The sequence below is a fragment of the Bacillus cereus group sp. BfR-BA-01381 genome (genome assembly GCF_022663555.1).
Taxonomy (GTDB): Bacteria; Bacillota; Bacilli; order Bacillales; family Bacillaceae_G; genus Bacillus_A; species Bacillus_A pacificus.
Map to the genome: position 1 here is coordinate 44,303 of NZ_JAKUFR010000019.1, position 22,833 is coordinate 67,135.

Consider the following 22,833-nt stretch of genomic DNA (forward strand, 5'->3'; position numbering starts at 1 on the left):
TCATGCTACATGTTCTGATTTTTTAATTTCATCAACACTGATATAGTAACCTTCATCATAATCGAATGAACGATAGATTAAGCAAGCTAAAATACCAACGCCGCCGATTGCTGCAAGCCAGAACCAGCTAAATACTAATGCGAAACCTGCAAGACCGAAGAATAAAGACGCAATAATAGGCACGCCAGAGTTACTTGGCATGTGAATTGGTTTGATATCTTCTGCTGCTGGTGTAACTGTTTCTCCGCGTTTCTTCATGTACCAGAAAGCATCAGCTTCTTTGATTTCAGGAAGTTTCGCGAAGTTGTAATGTTGTACAGGAGATTGAGTTGCCCATTCAAGTGTACGGCCATCCCATGGATCTCCAGTTGTGTCACGTTCACCGTGACGAGCACTCCAAATTACGTTGTAACAAAGAAGTACGAAACCAATACCCATCATTACTGCACCGACAGATGCGATTTGGTTTAGCCATCCCCATCCAAGGCTTTCAGAGTAAGTGTACATACGACGAGTCATACCGTCTAAACCTAAGAAGTACATTGGGAAGAAACAGATGTTGAATCCGCTCATAAAGATCCAGAATGTCCATTTACCTAGGCGTTCATTTAACATATGACCAGTCATTTTTGGATACCAGAATGTGAATCCAGCAAGCATAGCGAATACTGTACCTGCGATTAATACGTAGTGGAAGTGAGCGATTAGGAAGTAGCTGTTATGGTACTGATAATCAGCTGCTGCCATACCAAGCATAACCCCTGTAACCCCACCGACTACGAAGTTTGGAATAAATGCCAATGACCAAAGCATTGGAACTGTAAAACGAATACGTCCTTTATACAGTGTAAACAACCAGTTAAAGATTTTAACCCCGGTTGGAATCGAAATCGCCATTGTCGAAATCGAGAAGAATGAGTTAACCGCCGGACCTGCACCCATCGTGAAGAAGTGGTGAAGCCATACGACGAAACTTAGTAAAGAAATTGCAACCATTGAGTATACCATCGCACTGTAACCGAATAGACGTTTACGTGAGAATGTACTAATGATTTCAGAGAAAATACCGAATGCCGGTAAAATAACGATATATACTTCAGGGTGACCCCATACCCAGAATAGGTTGGCCCATAACATTGGCATACCGCCGCTCGCCATCGTAAAGAAGTGAGCATCGAATAGACGGTCAAATGTCATTAATGCAAGAGCAACTGTTAATACTGGGAAAGCGAAAATAATGATAATTGTTGTAATTAAGATTGACCAAGTAAACATTGGCATTCTCATTAAAGTCATACCAGGTGTACGCATTTTTAAGATAGTAACAAGGAAGTTAATACCTGTCATTAACGTACCGAGACCTGAAATCTGTAATGCAATTGCATAGTAGTTATTTCCTACACCAGAAGTAAACTCTGTACCTGCCATTGGGAAGTAAGAAGTCCACCCAGCGTCTGGAGAACCACCAATTACGAAAGCGATGTTGAATAACATTGCTCCGACAAAGAATAACCAGAAACTTAAAGCATTTAAGAACGGATATGCAACGTCACGAGCACCAATTTGTAATGGTACTACAAGGTTCATTAATCCCATAACGAATGGCATCGCCATGAAAAGAATCATAACTGTACCGTGTGTTGTGAAGATTCCGTTATAGTGTTCAGCGTTTAAATAAGTTGTTTCTGGGAATGTTAACTGTGCACGGATCATTAAACCGTCCATACCACCACGGAATAACATAATAACCGCAGAGATAATATACATGGCCCCAATTTTTTTATGGTCAACAGTTGTTAACCATTCGTCCCAAAGCCATTTCCATTTTTTATACTTTGTTAGTACGAAAATGATTGCTAATGTCACAAGAACGATAGAAGCGTCTGCACCGTAAATAATCGGGTCACCTGTGACAAAGAATTCATCAAGCTTCACTGTGTTCACTCCAATCTGTTGGAATTATAGCTATTATTTTTTGTTTTTGTAGTAGTTGTAATCACAATATTCAAGTGATTTTGGATCTACATAACTTAAGTGATGGCTAGAGAATGTCATACGACCAACTACACCAGGTTTAACAATTTCGTTGTACTTATCTTCTGTTAGTTTAGGAGCAGTTTGTTGTACTTCTTTAACCCACTTGTCATATTTCTCTTTAGTTTTTGCTTCAACTTCGAACTCCATGTGAGTAAATCCTTCACCAGAGAAGTTCGCGCTACGACCTAGGTAAGAACCTGGCTTATCAGCTTGTAAATAAAGGTCCATAATCATGCCATCCATTGTGTACTTCATACCACCAAGTTCTGGTACCCAGAAAGCATTCATTGGGCCGACAGAAGTCAGTTTGAATTGAATTGGTACACCAGCTGGGATGTTTAAATAGTTAACGGTTTCAATTTTTTCCTCTGGGTAACTGAATAACCATTTCCAGTTTGCAGATGTAACATAAATCTCCACTGGTTTAATATGTTTGGACTCTTTCGGAACCTCTTCCGAAGCATAAGTTGCTTTTACTGTTGGAATCGATAATGCGATAACGATAATAACAGGAACAAGCGTCCAAATGATTTCTAATAATGTGTTACCGTGTTGTTCAGGTGGCTCATAGTCCATATTCTCTGGTTTTTCACGATAACGAATCAAGATGACTGTAAACAAGATGAATACAATTGCGATAATTAATGACATAAGCAAGAATGACCAAACAATTAAATCATACTGTGCTTTTGCAACAGGTCCTTGCGGATTTAATACTGCGAGTTTTTTATCACAGCCACCGAGGAACAGAAGTAATGATAACGGAAGAAGCGAAGCCAACTTCCAAAACGCTTTCTTTAGTTGCACGATTGAAAATCTCCTTTCTCCTTGGATTGAAACTATGCCAATAAAACAATATAAACCTATTAATTTATAGAAGGCAATAGTTTTTGAGATATTGTTAAAAAATAGACACAAATGCACACTTTTTAAGGTGAATATCATTTGTAACTTGATTACATTGTAAACTATTTTCCAGAGAAAAATGCGATTGTGAAAATTTTAAGATAAATAAAGTTATACCAGGATACCCAAGAAATAGAAAAAAGCTATCTTATGATAAGAAAGATAGCTGAATATTTTGTATATTTAGTTTACTTCTTTTTTTAGACTTATTTGTTGTTCAAATGTGACAATTTTTTTATATTTCACTTGATATAAAATGTAACAAATAACCATAAATGGAATACCGCAATAAAGAGCGATTCTCTGATCTGGAATGAAAGCTAAACTTACAAATGTAATGAAATTGAGTGAGAATGCTACGATTGGAACGAGCGGATAAAGTGGTGTGCGATATTTTAAATCATTGATGTCACCACCGTTTTTCACGAAGTTTCTACGGAAGAAAAACTGTGAAGCCGCAATTGACATCCAAACGACAACGGCAGCCATTGCTGCGATAGATGTTAAAACTAAAAAGACAGTATCTGCTGCAAATATACTTGTTAATAGGGATAGACTTGCAAAGATTAGACTGAAAATCAATGCGTTTAGTGGTACACCTTTTTTCGTTAACTTCGTAAATGCTGGACTTGCCATTCCTTGTTTTGCCATCGCCCAAAGCATACGTGAATTTGCGTATAGACCAGAATTGGCTACGGATAATACAGCTGTAATAATAACAAAGTTCATAATGTCTGCTGCATATGGAATACCAGCTACATCAAATACAAGTACAAATGGACTTTCGACTAGATTAGCCTCTTGCCACGGGAGTAAACCTACAACAACTGATATGGCTAGGACGAAGAAGAATAGCGTTCGCCAAATGGTATTTTTAATTGCTTTTGGAATTGTTTTTTCAGGATTCTCACTTTCTCCTGAAGCGATTCCGATTAATTCTGTTCCTTGGAAAGAATAATTCACTGTAATCATCGTAAGAAGAACAGCCAATGCACCATTCGGAAATAATCCGCCATTTTCAGTGAAATTGTGAAGCATTGGAGCTGGTTTTCCGTTAAAGTCTAGTAGACCGAACATAACTGCACCACCGAGTACGATGAAAATAACGATGGTTGCGACTTTTACACTAGCGAACCAAAATTCTGCTTCTGCATATGCTTTTGCTGATAGAGCGTTTACAAGAAAGAGTGCTGCTGCAAATGTAACACACCAAATCCACGAAGAAACATCTGGAAACCAGCGTTTCATTAAAATACTTACAGTTGTTAACTCTACTCCAACTGTAACAGCCCAATTTAACCAATACATCCAACCGACAACAAAACCAAAACCAGGTGAAATAAATTTGCTTGCATAGCTTTGGAATGAACCTGCTTCTGGCATAGCAACAGATAATTCACCAAGACATAACATCGTTAAATACATAACAAATCCACCGACTAAAAATGCAAGAATAGCACCACCAGGGCCGGCGTTATGGACGATTTGACCAGATCCCATAAATAGGCCAGTTCCGATAACACCACCAAGTGCAATCATAAATAGGTGTCTACTTTTCATTGTACGTTTTAAATCTGTTTGTTCTACTTGTTGATTCATATGCCCCTCACCCCGTTATTTTTTATATGTGTTAACTGGTTTTCATTCTGAGTTTTTAATCATTAGTGGGGGATATGACACATACTCGGTTTATTTACTATGAAATGAATGGAGTATGTAAAAAACGAACTATGACTAAATACCCTAAGAATGTTTTTATTAACAAGGTGATATCTTCACCATGTTAATTATTTCGATTTTAGCAAAAAAAATCAGAAAAGTATATTGTTTTTTCTTTTTATTAAAAATAATTAGAATTTTATAACGGTGTAGTTGTGAACAATAATTCACAGAATCTTTCTAGCAAACTAGCAAGAAGAAAGGTACAATGGTAGGAGGTATGTCTGTAAAATAATAATTAATGGAGTTTTGTTTAAAATGAAAAAGTTAAAATATCTTTTTGTTTTTGGAATTATATTTGCTGCAGCGTTTTTTATAGGGAAAGATAAGATTATACAAAAGGCACAAGTGCTACGCTTAGACTTTCTATCTGAAATGAAAGAAGCGGCTATGATTGAAAATGTTCCGTTTATAAAGCAGTTACCAGAATTACCTCGTGGATGTGAAGTAACAAGCTTAGCTATGTTGCTCCAATATAAAGGTGTGCAAGTAGATAAGATGCAACTTGCTAGTGAAATTCATCGAGTTCCATTTGAACAAAATGGTTTGCGCGGAAATCCTTATGAGGGATTTGTTGGAAATATTTATACGAAAGCTGAACCAGGATATGGTGTATACAATAAACCAATTTTTAATTTAGCAGAAAAATATGTTTCTGAAAAAGTAATTAATTTAACAGATAGAGACGTGAAAGATCTATATAAGGTAATTAGTTCTGGTTCTCCAGTATGGGTTATTATTAATACAACGTTTCAGCCGCTAGCTGAAAGTAGTTTTGAAACATGGAATACAAGTTCTGGTGAAGTGAAAATTACATATTTTGAGCATAGTGTAGTAGTAGTTGGATACGATCAAAACTTTGTATATGTAAATGATCCACTAAAAAACAATCCGCGTTTCGCTGTTCCACGAGCAGAGTTTGAGAAAGCGTGGGAGCAAATGGGGAAACAAGCAATTACTATTTTATAATAATGAAAAAGTCATCTTTTTGATGGCTTTTTATTTTTAAATGATTATAACGGAAAATTCAGAAGATTCTTTTAAAAGTTAACAATTCACGTTATAATAACATTTAACTTGGTGAAGAAGGGGAGAAGAGAAATGGATGTTGCAAAAGAACTTGTTTTGTCAAAGGATCAGTTGGTTGAGTGGAGAAGGCATTTTCATAAGTATCCAGAGTTATCTTTTCAAGAAGAGAAAACATCGCAGTTTGTGTTCGATATACTTCGGGAAATTCCATGTTTAGAAGTATCAAGACCTACTAAATATAGTGTAATGGCAAGGTTGATTGGAAAGCAGCCTGGTAAAATAGTTGCGGTTCGAGCTGACATGGATGCTCTTCCTATTCATGAAGAAAATGAGTTTGACTTTATTTCTACATATCCGGGTGTAATGCATGCATGTGGCCATGATGGACATATAGCGATATTACTTGGAGTTGTACATAAGTTAGTAGAAGCAAGAGAGAAGATTAAAGGGGAGATTCGTTTTCTATTCCAACATGCTGAAGAAAACTTTCCTGGTGGTGCAGAGGAAATGGTTGCAGCGGGTGTAATGGAAGGGGTCGATTATATTATTGGTGCTCACCTTTGGGCATCGTTAGAGGTTGGAAAAGTAGGTGTAATTTATGGTCCCGCAATGGCTGCTCCAGATGTTTTTAAAATTATAATAGAAGGAAAAGGTGGACATGCTGGAATCCCTCATGAAACAGTTGATAGTATTGCAATCGGTACACAAGTGGTTTCGCAACTTCAGCAAATTGTATCTCGCCTCACGAATCCGTTAGATTCTCTTGTAGTATCTGTTACGCAATTTCACGCTGGGACAACTCATAATGTGATTCCAGAACAAGCGCAGATTGAAGGGACAGTGCGGAGTTTAAGACATGAGTTGCGAGAAGAAACAGAGAAAAGAATTGAACAGATTGTAAAGCATGTGACGGAAGCTTACGGAGCGAAATATACGTTTTCGTATGAATATGGATATCGTCCAGTCGTAAATGATTATGAAGTTACAGAGATTATTGAGCAAACAGCATTACAGCTTTATGGAAGGGAACGAGTTACGCGTTTACAGCCGACGATGGCTGGAGAAGATTTTTCAGCGTTTTTACAAAAAGCACCGGGGACATTCTTTTTTATCGGTGCAGGAAATAAAGAGAAAGGAATTATATATCCTCACCATCACCCTCGTTTTACGATTGATGAAGATGCATTACCGATTGGAGTGCAAGTCTTTGTATCATCGATTATGAATTTCATAAGTAAAGGAGAATGAGATGAAGAAAATACACGTATTAGCGCTTATTCCAGTTTTTTGTTTAGTTGTTGGACCCGTATTTGCTAATTCAGTTACTCCTTACATATTAGGGATGCCATTTTTATTATTTTGGGTATTATTATCAGTGCTTATTACATCTCTTTGTATGGGGATTGTGTACGTATTTGATCCTGCTAATAAGGGGGATGTAAAATGACCGCATTACTTATCATTATTTTATTTTTGTTTCTCGCACTATTTTTAGGAATTCGGGCACAACACGGAAAAGATATGAATTTAGAGCAATGGTCAGTTGGAGGAAGAGGCTTTGGTACTATTTTTGTTTTTCTTCTTATGGCAGGTGAAATTTATACGACATTCACATTTTTAGGTGGAAGTGGATGGGCGTATAGTAAAGGAGCACCTACTTTTTATATTTTAGGTTATGGTGCATTAGCTTATATTTTATCTTATTTTTTATTACCACCAGTTTGGAAGTATGCAAAAGAGCATAATCTAGTTTCACAGCCAGACTTTTTTGTGAAGAAATATAAGAGTCAGGCACTTGGCCTTATCGTTTCTATCATTGGGGTTATTTCGATTATCCCATACCTTGTTTTACAGTTAAAAGGATTAGGAATTATCGTTTCGGAAGCGTCTTATGGAAGGGTATCGCCAGTTATAGCAGTGTGGATTGGCGCAATTGTTATAACGATATATGTAATGGTTTCAGGTATACACGGCTCTGCTTGGACGGCCGCTTTGAAGGACATTATGATCCTGTTTATCGTTATGTTTTTAGGTATATATTTACCGTACCATTATTACGGAGGATTTCAGCCGATGTTTGAAGCTGTAGAAGCAGCAAAACCAGGGTTTTTATCTTTACCTGATGAAGGAATGAGCATTTCTTGGTTTGTTTCTACTATTGTATTAACAGCTCTCGGTTTCTATATGTGGCCCCATACATTCGCCTCTGCTTTCTCTGCAAAAAATGAAAAAGTATTTCGTAAAAATGCGGCCATTATGCCACTGTATTCTTTAGTTTTACTTTTCGTGTTCTTTGCAGGGTTTGCAGCTATCTTACAAGTTCCTGGATTAAAGGGAGGGGATGTAGACCTTTCGTTATTCCGTCTGGCTCTTCAAACTTTTGATCCTTGGTTTATTGGGATTATTGGTAGTGCCGGAGTTTTAACTGCATTAGTTCCAGGTTCTATGCTTGTCATGGCCGCTTCTACATTATTAGCGAAAAATATTTACCGAACAATGGTCCCATCTGCTTCGGATCGACAAGTGGCAAAAACAGCGAAATTATTTGTTCCTGTAGTAACGCTTGTAGCTGTTTTGTTTACTTTTAAAGGTGGAGAAACGATAGGAGCACTTCTTTTAATGGGATATAGTATAGTGACACAGCTTTTCCCTGCACTTGTATGTAGTCTGTTTCCACGTCAGGTTATTACGAAGCAAGGAGCGATTGCAGGGATGGGGATTGGGTTGTTAGTGGTTGCGTATATTACTTTATCGGGTTCAACTATAGCTACGATGTTTCCGAGTTTCCCTCAATATATAAAAGATTTAAATGTAGGTATAGTCGCGTTGTTAATGAATATGATTGTGATGTTTATCGTTAGTGGGTTCACGAAAAATGTGTCTATAAAGACAGACAATACAATAGTAGAAAAGTAATTCTAATGCTAGAGCTATCTTTGAAAAGAGATAGCTCTTTTTTGTATATATTTTCTTCGATTAGCGGAATCTAACTAAAAACTTGTTGAAAAGGAAGTTAGGTGGGGGACTTGTTAGAGCTAAAAGGTAACTTATTTGAAGTTATGAAAAAAATTAGGGATGAGTTAGGTTCACCGAATGATTTAACAATTAGGGAAGTTGCCCTTGCTGGCAGTTTTACACGTTGTGCTGTTATTTTTCTGTGTGGGTTAACAGATAAGGATAATGTTTATAAATATGTAGTTCGTACACTTCAATATGAAGAAGTACAAAAAGAAGCAGCTATCGTTCAAACGTTATTGGATCGTTTTATTTCTATTGCGGAAGTCGGTAAGAAGACAACATTTCCGGATATTATAAATGCGATTTTAGCGGGAGATACAGTTATATTAATTGATAATATTCAAACAGCTATCGTGATTAATAGTAGAGCTTGGGAAAAAAGAAGTTTAGAACCACCAGTAACAGAAGATTTAATACGTGGACCGAGGATTGGATTAAATGAAGATATTAACGTGAATAAAATGTTAATTCGCCGTAGTTTACGTGACCCAAAGCTGAGATTTCAATCTTATATTATGGGGAAGAGATCCCAAAAAGAAGTGACTTTAGTATATATAGAAGACATTATTAATCCTTACATTGTAGAAGAGCTAGATCGGCGTCTTCAATCCATAGTGACAGATGTCGTTTTTGAGACGGGTACAATTGAGCAATTAATTCAAGATAATAATTTGTCGCCGTTTCCGCAGTTTTTGAATACGGAAAGGCCTGATAATATTGTGGCCTCATTAGCGAAAGGAAAGGCAGCTATTTTGGTGGATGGATCACCGTTTGCCCTTATAGCTCCGCTAGTATTTGTTGATATTTTTCAATCTGTGGAAGATCATTATGAGCGTTGGGTAATAGGGACCTTATTAAGAATTTTGCGAATGGGTTCTGGTATAGTTGCAGTTTTAATGCCAGCGATGTATGTAGCGCTCGTCTCATATCACCAAGGACTTATTCCTTCTAAATTGGCTTATTCGATTGCCGGGGCAAGAGAAGGTGTTCCGTTTCCTGCTTATATTGAAACGTTAATGATGGCATTAACGATGGAATTAATACGAGAAGCGGGAATTAGGTTACCGAAACCGATGGGACAAACAATTGGGATTGTAGGTGGTCTTGTAATCGGAGAAGCAGCGGTGAACGCAGGAATTGTAAATCCGTTTTTAGTTATTATTATTGCGGTTACAGCTATTGCTACATTTTCACTTCCAGTGTATAGCATCACAATTACGTTTCGAATTTTACTTTTCGTCTTTGTATTAGCAGCAACTGCTTTTGGGTTGTATGGAATCATTCTAGCTCTTATTGCGCTTGCTATTCATATTACAAATTTAACAAGTGTTGGTGTACCGTATACGACTCCAATTGCTCCTGCATTTTATAAAGATTGGAAAGAAGAGTTTATTCGCATGCCAAAATCAATGCTGAAAGAGAGACCTGAATATTTACAAACAAAAGATTCTACAGTACGTCCAAAGGAGCGAGAATAATTGAAACCATTTGAGTATGGCGATGAAGAAATTGGATCTCGGGAAATTGGGTTTGCGGTATCATCGACCATTATTGGTATAGGCGCATTATCTATGCCAAGGGATATTGCTAACCAAACTTTATTTTCAGATGGTTGGATTATTTTGCTTTTGGGTGGATTGATATGTGCAGTTTTAGGCTGGTTTGTAACGAGGGTGGCTATTTTATTTCCAAAACAGAACTTTGTTCAATATACGAGTGCGCATTTGACAAAGCCGGTAGCATACACGATTAGTATGGTTTTAGTATTAACGTTTGCTGCTTTGACAGCATATGAATCACGAATGATTGCAATTATTTCGCAAACGTATTTATTTAGTGAGACACCAGTACAGCTACTATCTTTTTTCTTCTTATTAGTTGTTATCTATGGAATAGCAGGATCAAGAGCAGCTTTGTTACGATTAAATGTTATGTTCTTACCTATTGTTTTAATTGCAATAGTGCTCCTTTCTTTATTAAATATAAATTTAATGGAAATAAACAATTTGTTTCCAGCTTTCCAAACGGAAGTAAGTCAATACGCTGTTGGGGTTAAAAATTCTATATTCACATTTATTGGATTTGAGGTAGCTCTGTTTTATGCTGTGTTGTTGAATGATAAGACAGCGAAAAAGGCACCAATGGCAGTTGCGAAAGCAGTGATAGTAAATGTGCTCTCATACATTTTAATTTATGTAACGTGTATTAGTGTTTTTACGTATATGACAACTCGTGGATTGACATACCCAACAATTGAATTAGGGAAAGAAATTGAAATTGGTGGAGGCTTTTTAGAAAGGTTCGATGCAATTTTTTTTACGACTTGGATTATTACTATTTATAACACTACAGCCATGTATTATGACGTCGCATCTTTATTGTTTTGTGCCATGTTTCCGAAAGTGAAGAAACATATTTTTATTTTCGGAAGCGCACCTCTGATTTTTATGCTGAATATGCTCCCGGGGAATTTAAATACGTTATCAAGTTACGGAACGTATTTAGCGTGGATAGATATGGGGTTTGTCGTATTAGCTCCTTTGCTAGTTTTTATTGTATATAAAATAAAAAGAAGGAATGGTAGAAATGAAACACCTTCTTAAAATTATAATGGTTATGGTTTTAGCTGGATCTATAAGTGGGTGCTCTGAGCTAGAAGAAATAGAAGAAAGAGGATTTGTAGTAGGCGCAGCTTACGATATTGTGAAGAAAAAGAAATCAAATCCGATTATGAAAGGGACGTATCAGATGGTACTTCCCAGTAAGTTAGCGCAACAAAGTGGACAGGGCGATGGAGATAGTGAAAATTATATTAACGTAAGTGCGAAAGCAGATAGCGTCTTTGAGCAAATAAGAATAATTGCTAAAAAAATTAGTCGAACATTATTTTTTCCGCATATACAAGTCATTATTTTTTCGGACGAATTACTAGCGAATCCGTATGTTTTGCAAAATACGTTAGATGTATATTTTCGTGATCATGAAATGAGAAGAAATATTCGTTTGTTCGTTTCCAAGAAAAATGCAGAATCTATTTTAAAACAGAGTGCAAAACCTGAAAACTTACCGGCGCAGTACATTGATATGTTAGCTGAACATCCTCCGAAAAATGCTCAAATGATTGAGGCGGCGAGAATTGGTGAAGTACAAGGAAAAATGATCGCAGATCGAAGTTTTGCATTACCTCTTTTAGGGTTAACTAAACAAGGCGTACAAATGGAAGGAGCCGCATTAATCCGTGGAAAGGATAATAAGTGCGTTGGAACTTTGAGTGGAGAACAAACATTAGGAATGAACTATGTAATAGGTAAGAAAATTGGAGGTTTCTTTACTGTTCGTAAAAAGAATCAGCTCATTACATATGAAATTCATAAGTTGCGCCGAAAGATCCAAGTGTCTACTGAAAATGCTACAAAACCGAAGTTTGATATTCATTTGTCCACAGAAGGCATATTAGCTGAGTTACATTTTAATGAACCGAAACAAGTGATGAATGAAAAGCTTTTAAAGAAAGAAATTTCAAAGGAAATGAAGAAGCGTATTGAAAAGTCTATACAGCTTGTTCAAAAAAAATATAAGGTAGACGTATTGGAATTAGGAGAGGTATATAAGAGGCATAATTATAAAGAGTGGAAGAAAATTAGTAAGAATTGGGATCAAGGCCAGAATTATTTTAGTAATGCTGAAATTAATGTTCACGTTGATCCAACAATTGAACATTCAGGTTCAGCGTTACCAAAGAAAGTGAAGTAAGGTGATGGAAGGTGTTTACTGGATTAGGGATTAGTTGCACAATATTAATGGCAGTTCTTCCGGGAGCTATATACTACATTCATAAAAAAATTACAACGTATGGAGCGCAGCCTTGGAATAATGATGTGCAAAAAAAGAAACCTGAATAATTTCAGGTTTCTTTCGCACAAAGCATATGTGAAGGGGGATACCTTCTATGTATGCTTTGTTTTTATACAAGCCCTAACCAATGTACCAATTGTGTAGAGAGGAATGTCACAACAATAGCGATAACGGTAGGGATTGCAAACGATAAGAATGTCCATTTTGCACTTTTTGTTTCTTTATATATGTTAACCAGTGTCGTTCCACATGGGAAATGAAGAAGTGAGAACAACATTGTGTTTAACGCCGTTAACCAAGTCCAACCATTTTCTAAGAATAGATTTTTAATTTGATTAAAATCATCTATTTCAGTTAAAGCTCCGGTTGATAAGTAAGACATTAATAAAATCGGGATAACAATTTCGTTCGCTGGTAGTCCAAGAATGAACGCAGCTAGAATAAATCCGTCAAGTCCTAACATTTTAGCGAATGGATCTAGGAAGTTTACAAAATACATAAGTAGGCTTGTGTCACCGATGAAAATATTAGCAAGTAACCAAGTTAATGCAGCCGCAGGAGCAGCTACAACAACAGCTCGTTTTAAAACATAGACGGATTTATCGAGTGTTGCACGCACAATTGTATTCCAAACCTTTGGCTTACGGTATGGCGGTAACTCGAGTGTGTAGTGAGTTGGAACGCCTTTTAAAGCTGTTTTTGATAGTACCCAAGAAACGGTTAATGTCATAACGATACCAATTACAACCATTCCAACTACAACCCCAGCAGTAACCAATGTTTGCATACTACCTGTATAACCGGCAGCCATAAATAATGAAGCCATTAAAATTAACATAGGCCAGCGACCGTTACAAGGAACGAAGTTGTTCGTTAAGATTGCAAGCATACGTTCACGTGGTGATTCAATAATACGTGTTGACATAATGGCTGCTGCATTACAACCAAAGCCCATTGCCATTGTTAAAGATTGTTTACCATGTGCACCAGAGCGTTTGAATAAGCGGTCCATATTAAACGCAACTCGTGGTAAGTATCCGTAGTTTTCTAATAGTGCAAACATAGGGAAAAAGATGGCCATAGGTGGTAACATAACGCTAATAACAGCACCGATACCACGGAATAAACCAAGTATTAAAATGCCATGTAACCATTCAGGTGCGTGTGCTGCTTGGAACCAAGATGTTAAATATCCTTCGGCCCATCCGAAGAACTCAGCAATCATATCAGATGGTACGTTAGCCCCTGCAATTGTAAGATAAAAAATGATAGATAAAATACCAAGCATAATTGGGAATCCCCAGATTGGAGATGTGAAAATTTTATCTAGTTTTTCAGAACGATACAATTTATCCGTATTTGTATATTGAACAGATTCTTTACATATGCTTGCAGATGTACGGTAAATATCTCCGACAATATCATCTCGTATATCTTCTTTTGATAGTGCTTGTGCATGTTGAATAATATAGTCTAATGGAAGAGCTTTACTGGCTGAGTGAGATTCCATTCATTACGACCTCCCTTACAAGTGGTTCATTATGGTGTTTTTGAAGTGTAGTTAAGAAATTTTTATCTCCATCTAATATACGTAACGCAATCCAGCGTGCTGGATACGTATCACCGAACACTTTATAAATTTGTGGTTCTAATTCCTGAATCATATTCTCGATTTTTTCGCTGTAAGAAATTTTAATTGGTGTTGGAATTAGCTTTTTATTTGCTACTTTAGCAATAACATTTAGTAAATGACCGATGCCTACTCGGTTACGAGCGGAAATTTTAACTACAGGTACACCGAGTGATTTTGCTAATTTCTTTTCGTCAATAACGATGCCTTTTTTCTCAGCTTCATCAATTAAGTTAATACAAATGACTACGTTGCTCGTCATTTCCATCACTTGGAGTGCTAAATTTAAATTTCGCTCCATAGCAGTTGCATCGATAACAACTACAGTTACTTCTGGTTTTTCAAATATAATATAATCCCTTGCTACTTCTTCATCCGCAGAATTTGAATATAGTGAGTAAGTTCCAGGTAAATCTATTAATGTATATTTACTACCGTTATGTTCATATTCCCCTTCAGCTTTTAAAACAGTTTTTCCTGTCCAGTTTCCAGTATGTTGTTTTAAGCCTGTTAAAGTATTAAATAATGTACTTTTCCCAGTATTCGGGTTGCCGGCTAAAGCAATGCGATGTTTGCTCATCTGAAATCATCTCCTATTAATATCCCGAAAATAAGGGAGCTTTCTTCCTTACGTAGTGCAATAGTGGTGTTGCTTACTTGATAAGCGACCGGATCTCCAAGTGGACTGCGTTGTAATACTTTAATTGTTGCCCCAGGGATAAATCCTAAATCTAATAAACGTCGTTTCATAGTTCCTTCTAATTGTATCTTCTCAATTTGTACAAACTCTCCTGTCTTAAATTCGGAAAGTGGTTTTATATTAGCCGATACCATAAAAGTTACCTCATCTCTATATTGTTAGTTTAAGTTTAAAAAGTTTCCTTAGGTAAACTTTTTGTTAGTAATATAGTAGACTACATTGGATGATGCTGTCAATTGGTACTTTAAAAATATTCATTTATTTTTAGAATTGTTCCAATTTATTTAGTTGTACTAAAAAATATTACTGAAATTCTGTGTGATGTGCATAAATTAGGTGTGTAAAAGTAACAAAATACAGCGGAATTGTAAATGTAACTTTAACTCAAAGGGAAAAAGAGTGAAAAACATTTACATTGAATTTACATTGTTAAGAGTAAATTTACATTACAGCTTAATTAGTGTGGATTTTGTTGGGTTCTTTAACTATAAATGTTGGGATTCCTAGTTTTTAAGGATTATTATCGTCATTTACTTAAAATTAAAAATTGCTTAACACTCACATAATATTATTGTCCTACAATGAATTTGTGTTCGAAAGAAGTAGATAAATGTGAAAAGTGATAATCCAAATGGGGGTACAAGACATGGTTATGAAAAAGGGTATTAAATTTTCTTTAGCAGCTTTAGTGGTAGCGGGTTCATTAGTGGGATGTGGAAAAGCAGAAGAGACATCAGGTAAAGATGCTAAAGGAAGCGATAATGCAAAACAAGAATTGTCAGGTACGATAGCAGCTGCAGGTTCTACAGCACTTCAACCTCTTGCAGAGGAAGCTGGAAAGAAATTTATGGAGAAAAATTCAAACGTTTCTATTCAAGTGCAAGGTGGCGGTAGTGGAACTGGAATTAACCAAGTAGCTTCTGGTGCAGTCCAAATTGGTAACTCAGATGTTCCATCTGCAGATAAAATAAAAGATGCTGATAAGGCGAAAGAATTAGTAGATAACAAGGTAGCGGGTATTGCATTCGCACTTGTCGTAAATAAAGATGTAAAAGTTGATAATTTAACAGTACAACAAGTACAAGATATCTTCACTGGAAAAGTAACAAACTGGAAAGAGGTAGGCGGGAAAGATGAAAAAATCAACGTAATTAACCGTCCAGCTTCTTCTGGTACACGTGCTACATTTGAAAAAACAATTATGAAAGATGCGAAAATTAATGACGGAACTGGTACTACACAAGATTCTAACGGTGCAGTAGAGCAAGCGATTAATTCTACTCCAGGTTCAGTAAGTTATTTAGCAATGTCTTACATGGTTGGCGAGAAAAAAGGTGCGCTACAAACAGTGAAAATTGATGGTGCTGAACCAAAAGTTGAAAACATTGCGTCTGGTAAATATCCATTCTGGTCTTACGAGTACATGGTAACGAAAGGTGAAGCGAAAGAAGCAACAAAAGCTTACATTGACTATGTAAAAGGTAAAGATTTTGAAAAGCAAGTAGAAGATATGGGTTATATTCCAATGTCTAAATTAAATAAGTAATAAAATTTATGGGGCTGGCTGCAAGGCCAGTCCTGTTCATTTCAATTTATGAAGTGGGGTCTGTCCTGTGATGAAGGGGAAAAAACAAATTAATTACGTGAAAAGTGAATATATAGGAAGATCACTTGTTACGTTTTGTGGCATTTTTATTGTTTTAGTTACATTAGCTATTATTGCGTTTATTTGCGGTAAAGGAATTCAATCTTTTACGCAAAGTGGTATCTCGTTTACTGAGATGTTAACATCGACAAAATGGAGTCCAAATGCTGATGAGGGAACTTTCGGGGCTGTAATTTTCATTGTAGGTTCAACGGTGGTTTCGTTAGGTGCGGTTATTATTAGTGCACCAATTGCTATAGCTCTTGCTATATTCATGAATTTAATTTCGCCGAAGTTTGGAAATAAAGTATTGAAGCCTGTTTTAGAATTATTAGTTGGTATTCCTTCAGTTGTATACGGATTATTAGGGGTTACAATTTTAGTACCGCTATTACGTGATTCGTTTGGGGGAGTAGGGTTTAGTTTAATTGCAGGTATTATTGTCCTAAGTATTATGATTTTACCTACTATTGCTAGTATCGCTTCTGATGCGATACGCTCTGTTCCATTTGATTATTTAGAAGCTTCTTATGGTTTAGGATCAACGAAATGGCAAGCGATTAGCCGAGTAATTGTTCCTGCTGCTAAAAAAGGGATTTTAACAGGTGTTGTTTTAGGTTTAGCGCGTGCTTTTGGTGAAGCGTTAGCGGTTCAAATGGTAATTGGGAATACGGTTAAATTACCAGAAGGAATATATAGCCCGACAGCAACGTTAACTGGTATTTTGACAATGGATATGACAAATACATTAAACGGAACTGCTTGGAACAATGCGCTATGGACTTTAGCAATGATTTTACTTGTTATATCATTCCTGTTTATTTTAGTTATTCGAGCAATTGGGCAAAGAGGTGAGCGATAATAATGAATGCAAGGACGGTAAATAAAGTTTGGACAGGTATCTTTTATGCGGTTGCGGCTTTAGTTGTAGCTTTACTAGTGTTCTTAGTATTTGAGATTTTACAAAAGGGATGGGGTTTTTGGGATCCTAATTTCCTGTTTGGAGAACCAAGCAATACAAGAGCTGGTGGTGGGATTGGTCCGCAGTTATTCAATTCATTCTATATGCTTGTTATAACGCTTATTATATCTATTCCACTTGGATTAGGTGCTGGAATATATTTAGCAGAGTATGCAAAACAAGGACGTTTTTTAAACTTTGTTCGTTTATGTATCGAGACAATGGCATCTTTACCTTCTATTGTTGTTGGTTTATTCGGTTTGTTAGTGTTCGTTACAATGACAGGATGGGGATACACAGTAATGGGGGGTGCCCTTGCTTTAACGATTTTAAACTTACCAGGTTTAACACGTGTTTGTGAAAATGCGATTTCAGAAGTTCCTGCTAATGTGAAAGAGGCGAGCCTTGGGTTAGGTGCAACAAAGTGGCAAACGATCACTCGTATTATTATCCCGTCGTCATTACCGCAAATTATTACAGGTGTTATTTTAGCGGCAGGTCGTATATTTGGTGAAGCGGCGGCATTAATTTATACAGCGGGTTTAACATCTCCAATTTTAAATTCAGCAGCGGACTTCTCAAGTCCTGCTCATCCTTTAAATCCATTTAGACCAGCTGAAACGTTAGCGGTTCACATTTGGAAGTTAAATTCTGAAGGGATTATCCCAGATGCGAAGTTAATTGCGACAAAATCTGCAGCTGTATTAATTATTATGGTATTACTATTCAATGTTATTTCACGATTAGTAGCATCTATATTGCACAAACGTTTTACAGGAGCGAAAAGAAAAAGTAAAACGACGAAGAAGGTAAAAGCTGCATAAGCTGTAAAGGGGAACTCTCTACTTATAAGTAGGGGGTTCTTTTTGCGTTTTAATATAGAAGGAAAAGGTATAGCGATTGTTGAATTTGTAATTCGTTATATAAATAAAGTGAAACTTTAATTAGTGGGGTCTTGCTGCTCGCGAATATTAGAATAAGAAGATGAAAATGAGGGAGTGGGTTTAATTTGTTTTTTCTGCAAATGTCAGGTTTTCCAGGATCGGGAAAATCGACAGTTTCTAAGTATATTGCGAAGTTAACAGGTGCTGTAATTGTAGATCATGACGTTTTGAAATCAGCGTTATTACAATCATTAGAGATAAAAGGGATTGAATCGACGATTGTTGGAGGAGTATCATACGATGTTGAATGGGCATTGATTGATTCTTATTTAGAACAAGGGCATAGTGTGATATTGGATAGTCCATGTCTATATGAAGGGATGGTTGAAAAGGGCATGAAACTGTCTAATAAACATGGTGTGAAATATAAATATATTGAGTGTTATATGAATGATATGGAAGAGATTAATAATAGGTTGCAAACACGTAAGCGTATGGTCAGTCAAATTGAAAAGGTAGAGTCGGAAGTAGCTTTTAAAAAGTGGTTAAATGGTAGTAAAAGACCTTTAAATAGTGAATATATTATTGTGGATTCTAGTGAAGCTCTAGAGCGGTATGCGGGAAAAATGATGAATTATATAAGTAGGTAGAGAAAAAGCATTATCTTCAGGAATGAAGATAACGCTTTTTCTTTTAAATATCAGTTGTTTCTGTAGAAGTGTTTATTTTTCTACGAGAGCGCCTTTTTCTCCCGATTTTATCTAATAGTTCATACATAACTGGAACGACTACTAATGTAAGAACAGTTGAGACTGCCAAACCACCGATAACAACAACGGCTAGGCTTTTTGATACCATACTTCCTGCTTGTGATTGGCTAAATAGGAGTGGGAGCATAGCAACAATTGTTGTAATAGCTGTCATAATAATTGGACGTAGTCTAGTGGAACCTGCTTCGAGTAAGGCTTCTCTCGTTTCCATACCATGTTCCCGGTTTTGTTGTACTCTTTCTATTAATACGATAGCGTTTGTAACGACAATCCCGATTAACATTAATGCACCGATTAAGGAATTTACATCGACTGGTGTTCCTGAAATGATTAATCCTAAAATACCGCCGACAGCAGCTAATGGCAAGGAGAACAAGATTGCAAAAGGAGCACGCGCCTGCCCGAAGGTAATAACCATAATTAAATATACAATCCCGATTGCAATCCCCATAATCTTGAATAAATCTGTGAAGTTCTCTTGCATAGATTCAGTGGCGCCTGCGATATTTACTTTTGCTCCGCTAGGTAAATCTAGGTCGGCTATCGCTTTGTTCACTTCAGTGCTTACCTTGCTTAAATCTTCATTTGAAGCTTCTGCGGTAATTTGAATCGTTTCTTTTCCATCTTTATGGAAAATTTCTGTTTGAAGTTGCTTTTCTGAAATAGTTGCAATGTCTTTTAAAGGAATTGGTCCATTAATAGGTGATAGTATGTTTGTGTTTAAAATGTCTTCTTGTTTAGTAATACTTTCTTTTTTATGTTCTATCATAATAGTAGTTTTTTCGTTATTGATTGAAACTTCACCAATAGGTGATTTCTTCATAAGGAATGCTACTTGTTGAGCTGCTAATTCTGGTGTTAATCCTAGTTGTTCGGCCTTTGTTTGATCAACATGGATTTGCCATTCTTTCTTAGAGTCTTCTAAATTCGTTTTTACTTTAGAAAGATCATCCATATCTTTTAGTTTTGTTTCGACGATAGTAGCAGCCTCTTTTAAATTCGTTTCGTTAGTGGCTGTTACGTTGAATTGCAAATTATTGCCGCTGCCAGAGCTTGAATAACTCATTTTTATATAATCAAGTTCCGCGGGCTCAAAAGTTTTATGTTCTTTCTTTAACTCTTTAATATACTGATCAATATCAGAACCTTTTTTAAAGACTACCAATATACTTGCGAGATTATTTTTCGTCGTTTGCCCCCATTGTGCATCTTCTGCGCTAGATCCCATTCGTAAAATAACATCCGTTACATCTGAATTAGAAAGTAGCTTCTTTTCGAAATCAAAAGCTTTTTGTTTTTGTGTTTCAGGAGCGTAATCAGCCGGAAAAGTCATATTAATAGATAACATTGTGTCGTCTTCAGATTTTATATTCGCTTTCGGTAGTAATACATAGGCGGCGATCGATCCTGCGAATAATAAAAAAGAAGTAAGTAGAATAATGAATTTATGCGAAAGAGCCCACTTTAATGTAGCGACATATCGTGGTGAAGAACTTGGCTTTTTGTGTTTTGTTTTTTTGAGTAGTAAAAAAGCCATAAGTGGAACAACTGTTAGTGCAACGATTAAGGATGATAGTATAGAATATACGACTGCTAATACCATAGGCAACATTAATTTTCCGATTACTCCTGATACGAGGCCGATAGGTAAAAAAACAGCGACCGTTGTTAAAGTAGAAGAAGTAATTGCGACGGCGACCTCTTTCGTTGCATCGAGAATAATATCTTTAGAGAAAGATTCTTTTTGTAAACGTCGGAAAATATTCTCAATGACAACGATGCTATCATCGACGAGACGTCCAACTGCAACAGCTAAACCACCAAGTGTTAGAGTATTAAGTGTGATGTTAGATTGGTGTAGTAAAAAGAGTGTTAATAAAATAGATAATGGAATACTGACAACAGCAATGAGTGTCGTTCGGAAGTTACGTAAAAAGATTAAGATAATTAGAGTTGCAGCAATTGCTCCAAGGATTACTTCTTTTCCCATGCTAGTAACAGCATTTTCAACTTGTTCATGAGTTGACGCTAAAAGTTTAATAGAAAATTGATCTTTATATTGTTTACTTATATCTTTAATTTTTTTATCGATTTCTTTTCCAATTGCAACTGCATTTTTACTTGGCTCTTTCATGATGATTAATCCAGTGCCTTCTTCGCCATTTATATGTGAGATTGTATCGTAGTGTTGTTTAAGTTCAATTTGAGCAACATCTTGCAATTTTACTTGAGGTGCAACGGTGATGTTTTTAATGTCATCTACATTTTTTATATCCCCGATGACACGAAGGTTATATTCTTCTTTATTAACGGTAACAGCTCCAGCTGGAGTGGAAGTTTCTTTTCCTTGTAAAACTTTTAATATTTGTTCCGGTGTTACGTTTTTATCTTTTAATTGGTTTGGATCTAGTATAATAGATAATTCAGAAGTTGATTTTCCGAAAAACATAACGTTGGCAACACCATCAATGCTTTCGAGTTGTGGTACGATTTCTTTTTCGATTTGTTTTTCATCTGCTTTTGAAAATCCGTTTTGCTTTTGGATTGCAATTTGAGCGAGTGGAATCATAGAAGTATTTAATTGGCTAACTATCGGTTTCGTTGCATCTTTAGGTAATTTAATTGTAGTAAGGGCCTTCTCAACTTCACGTGTGGCATCTTTCATATTTGCTTTGGATGTATACGCGATATCGATGCGTGATAATCCTTCGTGAGTAGAAGAGGTGATATTGTCAATGTGTTCTAAGTTGCGAAATTGTTTTTCAAGGGGAGCGGTTACTTCTTTTGTCATTGCTTCGGCGTCGAGTCCTGGAGATAAGGTTGTAACGGTGACTGCGGGATTATCGATGCTGGGTAAAAATTCCATAGGTAATTTAGAGCCGGAATAAACACCGAGTATGGAAATGAGAAAAACCATGATGATAACAGCGGCGCGGTTTTTTAATGAAAACTTCGTTAACCTATCCATAAAGTAATTCCTCCATTGGGTTATTTGTAGTTGAGTACGTCCTTTCTTACTATATAACAAAAAATGGATATTTTTCATTAATTAAATGTAAAAAAATTCTAACAATAATCTTAAGTTGATGTTTCGTTGGAATTTCGTTATCTATCCCGCCGTTGGTCGGACGATAAAATTCTCACCTCGAATTCGGTGGGTGTGGGGCTATCTGCCAACAAATCAACATGTTCGCATTATTAGGAAGTGGCGAAGCTATTTTCTTTTTAAATGTGGACTTTAATGTAGAAGAGAATGAAAAGGTGGGAGGGATTATGAAAGGCAGTTTGGTTAATTAGAGTGTATTGGTATACAATCAAAATACTTATTTTCAGTAGAGAGAATAAAAGGTCTTACTATAGAAGAAAGTAGGATAGATAATTTTTTTGTTTTTTTTATAAAAAAACACTTGTTATTTAAAAACCATGATGGTATATTAATAAACGTCGCTGATGCGGAAACGCAGAAAACGACAAAAAAGAAATTTTAAAACTTAGTTGACATCGAAAAATGAAGATGTTAATATGATGAAGTCGCTTCTGAAGCGATGGACAAGTTCTTTGAAAACTGAACGAAACAAACAACGTGAAACGTCAATTTTTATTTTAGATGCTAGACAAACTAACTTTATTGGAGAGTTTGATCCTGGCTCAGGATGAACGCTGGCGGCGTGCCTAATAC

General features: G+C 36.3%; 20 protein-coding genes. 12 read left to right on the top strand and 8 right to left on the bottom strand.

Features of this window, described 5'->3' with window-relative positions:
- The 3 genes from qoxB to MR079_RS09290 all read right to left on the bottom strand — a co-directional run bounded on the left by qoxB (window position 1) and on the right by MR079_RS09290 (window position 4,542).
- Window positions 1-1,935 (bottom strand): cytochrome aa3 quinol oxidase subunit I, encoded by a 1,935-nt coding sequence (gene qoxB / locus MR079_RS09280; RefSeq protein WP_139869421.1) that lies wholly within the window; start codon window positions 1,933-1,935, stop codon window positions 1-3.
- Window positions 1,936-1,968: 33 nt separating this feature from the next.
- Window positions 1,969-2,844, bottom strand: coding sequence for a cytochrome aa3 quinol oxidase subunit II (locus MR079_RS09285; protein ID WP_001176167.1), 876 nt, complete (start codon window positions 2,842-2,844; stop codon window positions 1,969-1,971).
- A gap of 282 nt (window positions 2,845-3,126) precedes the next feature.
- Complete coding sequence (locus MR079_RS09290) at window positions 3,127-4,542, bottom strand: amino acid permease (protein ID WP_001076070.1); 1,416 nt, start codon at window positions 4,540-4,542, stop codon at window positions 3,127-3,129.
- Window positions 4,543-4,920: 378 nt separating this feature from the next.
- Between MR079_RS09290 and MR079_RS09295 the strand changes: the two genes are divergently transcribed.
- From MR079_RS09295 to MR079_RS09330, 8 genes are all read left to right on the top strand, one after another.
- Window positions 4,921-5,631: a C39 family peptidase gene (locus MR079_RS09295; protein ID WP_000734471.1), complete on the top strand. Its 711-nt coding sequence runs from the start codon at window positions 4,921-4,923 to the stop codon at window positions 5,629-5,631.
- Window positions 5,632-5,763: 132 nt separating this feature from the next.
- Window positions 5,764-6,939: an amidohydrolase gene (locus MR079_RS09300; RefSeq protein WP_139869422.1), complete on the top strand. Its 1,176-nt coding sequence runs from the start codon at window positions 5,764-5,766 to the stop codon at window positions 6,937-6,939.
- Between the two features lies 1 nt (window position 6,940).
- Window positions 6,941-7,138: a DUF3311 domain-containing protein gene (locus MR079_RS09305; RefSeq protein ID WP_000719859.1), complete on the top strand. Its 198-nt coding sequence runs from the start codon at window positions 6,941-6,943 to the stop codon at window positions 7,136-7,138.
- Entirely contained in the window at window positions 7,135-8,607 is a 1,473-nt protein-coding gene (locus MR079_RS09310) for a sodium:solute symporter family protein (protein WP_139869423.1), read from the top strand. The genes MR079_RS09305 and MR079_RS09310 overlap by 4 nt, the downstream gene beginning before the upstream one ends.
- Window positions 8,608-8,708: 101 nt before the next feature.
- A complete protein-coding gene (gene gerLA, locus MR079_RS09315; protein ID WP_011040012.1) occupies window positions 8,709-10,187 on the top strand; it encodes a spore germination protein GerLA in 1,479 nt (492 codons plus the stop codon).
- Window positions 10,188-11,312, top strand: coding sequence for a spore germination protein GerLB (gerLB, locus tag MR079_RS09320; RefSeq protein ID WP_000801997.1), 1,125 nt, complete (start codon window positions 10,188-10,190; stop codon window positions 11,310-11,312).
- Window positions 11,296-12,462: a spore germination protein GerLC gene (gene gerLC, locus MR079_RS09325; RefSeq protein WP_242269665.1), complete on the top strand. Its 1,167-nt coding sequence runs from the start codon at window positions 11,296-11,298 to the stop codon at window positions 12,460-12,462. The genes gerLB and gerLC overlap by 17 nt, the downstream gene beginning before the upstream one ends.
- An 11-nt stretch (window positions 12,463-12,473) precedes the next feature.
- Window positions 12,474-12,611, top strand: a complete 138-nt coding sequence (locus tag MR079_RS09330) for a hypothetical protein (RefSeq protein WP_000493992.1) — start codon at window positions 12,474-12,476, stop codon at window positions 12,609-12,611.
- Window positions 12,612-12,673: 62 nt separating this feature from the next.
- Here MR079_RS09330 and MR079_RS09335 read toward each other — a convergent pair whose 3' ends face one another.
- From MR079_RS09335 to MR079_RS09345, 3 genes are read right to left on the bottom strand one after another with little or no spacing between them, the layout of a single operon-like run.
- Window positions 12,674-14,074, bottom strand: a complete 1,401-nt coding sequence (locus MR079_RS09335; RefSeq protein ID WP_000443586.1) for a nucleoside recognition domain-containing protein — start codon at window positions 14,072-14,074, stop codon at window positions 12,674-12,676.
- Window positions 14,052-14,774, bottom strand: coding sequence for a FeoB small GTPase domain-containing protein (locus MR079_RS09340; protein ID WP_000033852.1), 723 nt, complete (start codon window positions 14,772-14,774; stop codon window positions 14,052-14,054). The genes MR079_RS09335 and MR079_RS09340 overlap by 23 nt, the downstream gene beginning before the upstream one ends.
- Entirely contained in the window at window positions 14,771-15,028 is a 258-nt protein-coding gene (locus tag MR079_RS09345; protein WP_000252983.1) for a FeoA family protein, read from the bottom strand. Before MR079_RS09345 ends, MR079_RS09340 begins: the two co-directional genes overlap by 4 nt.
- 512 nt (window positions 15,029-15,540) lie before the next feature.
- On the opposite strand from MR079_RS09345, the gene MR079_RS09350 reads away from it, so the two are divergent.
- From MR079_RS09350 to MR079_RS09365, 4 genes are all read left to right on the top strand, one after another.
- On the top strand, window positions 15,541-16,440 hold the full coding sequence (locus MR079_RS09350; protein WP_000245119.1) for a phosphate ABC transporter substrate-binding protein PstS: 900 nt from the start codon (window positions 15,541-15,543) through the stop codon (window positions 16,438-16,440).
- A gap of 70 nt (window positions 16,441-16,510) precedes the next feature.
- On the top strand, window positions 16,511-17,401 hold the full coding sequence (gene pstC, locus MR079_RS09355) for a phosphate ABC transporter permease subunit PstC (RefSeq protein WP_011040013.1): 891 nt from the start codon (window positions 16,511-16,513) through the stop codon (window positions 17,399-17,401).
- Window positions 17,402-17,403: 2 nt separating this feature from the next.
- A complete protein-coding gene (gene pstA, locus MR079_RS09360) occupies window positions 17,404-18,324 on the top strand; it encodes a phosphate ABC transporter permease PstA (RefSeq protein WP_000994138.1) in 921 nt (306 codons plus the stop codon).
- A 185-nt stretch (window positions 18,325-18,509) separates the two neighbouring features.
- Entirely contained in the window at window positions 18,510-19,034 is a 525-nt protein-coding gene (locus MR079_RS09365) for a P-loop nucleotide/nucleoside kinase family protein (RefSeq protein ID WP_139869425.1), read from the top strand.
- Window positions 19,035-19,077: 43 nt separating this feature from the next.
- Here MR079_RS09365 and MR079_RS09370 read toward each other — a convergent pair whose 3' ends face one another.
- Window positions 19,078-22,122 carry an efflux RND transporter permease subunit gene (locus tag MR079_RS09370; RefSeq protein WP_139869426.1) on the bottom strand — a complete coding sequence of 1,015 codons (3,045 nt, stop codon included), beginning with the start codon at window positions 22,120-22,122 and terminating at the stop codon, window positions 19,078-19,080.
- A 523-nt stretch (window positions 22,123-22,645) separates the two neighbouring features.
- A partial coding sequence (locus tag MR079_RS09375) for a hypothetical protein (protein ID WP_212590297.1) occupies window positions 22,646-22,833 on the bottom strand: 188 nt, incomplete at its 5' end.

Coding starts and splice junctions, on each gene's coding strand:
- MR079_RS09290 (WP_001076070.1), bottom strand. CDS start 4,542: ATGAATCAACAAGTAGAACAAACAGATTTAAAACGTACAATGAAAAGT.
- MR079_RS09295 (WP_000734471.1), top strand. CDS start 4,921: ATGAAAAAGTTAAAATATCTTTTTGTTTTTGGAATTATATTTGCTGCA.
- MR079_RS09300 (WP_139869422.1), top strand. CDS start 5,764: ATGGATGTTGCAAAAGAACTTGTTTTGTCAAAGGATCAGTTGGTTGAG.
- MR079_RS09305 (WP_000719859.1), top strand. CDS start 6,941: ATGAAGAAAATACACGTATTAGCGCTTATTCCAGTTTTTTGTTTAGTT.
- MR079_RS09310 (WP_139869423.1), top strand. CDS start 7,135: ATGACCGCATTACTTATCATTATTTTATTTTTGTTTCTCGCACTATTT.
- gerLC (WP_242269665.1), top strand. CDS start 11,296: ATGAAACACCTTCTTAAAATTATAATGGTTATGGTTTTAGCTGGATCT.
- MR079_RS09335 (WP_000443586.1), bottom strand. CDS start 14,074: ATGGAATCTCACTCAGCCAGTAAAGCTCTTCCATTAGACTATATTATT.
- MR079_RS09340 (WP_000033852.1), bottom strand. CDS start 14,774: ATGAGCAAACATCGCATTGCTTTAGCCGGCAACCCGAATACTGGGAAA.
- MR079_RS09345 (WP_000252983.1), bottom strand. CDS start 15,028: ATGGTATCGGCTAATATAAAACCACTTTCCGAATTTAAGACAGGAGAG.
- MR079_RS09350 (WP_000245119.1), top strand. CDS start 15,541: ATGGTTATGAAAAAGGGTATTAAATTTTCTTTAGCAGCTTTAGTGGTA.
- pstC (WP_011040013.1), top strand. CDS start 16,511: ATGAAGGGGAAAAAACAAATTAATTACGTGAAAAGTGAATATATAGGA.
- pstA (WP_000994138.1), top strand. CDS start 17,404: ATGAATGCAAGGACGGTAAATAAAGTTTGGACAGGTATCTTTTATGCG.
- MR079_RS09370 (WP_139869426.1), bottom strand. CDS start 22,122: ATGGATAGGTTAACGAAGTTTTCATTAAAAAACCGCGCCGCTGTTATC.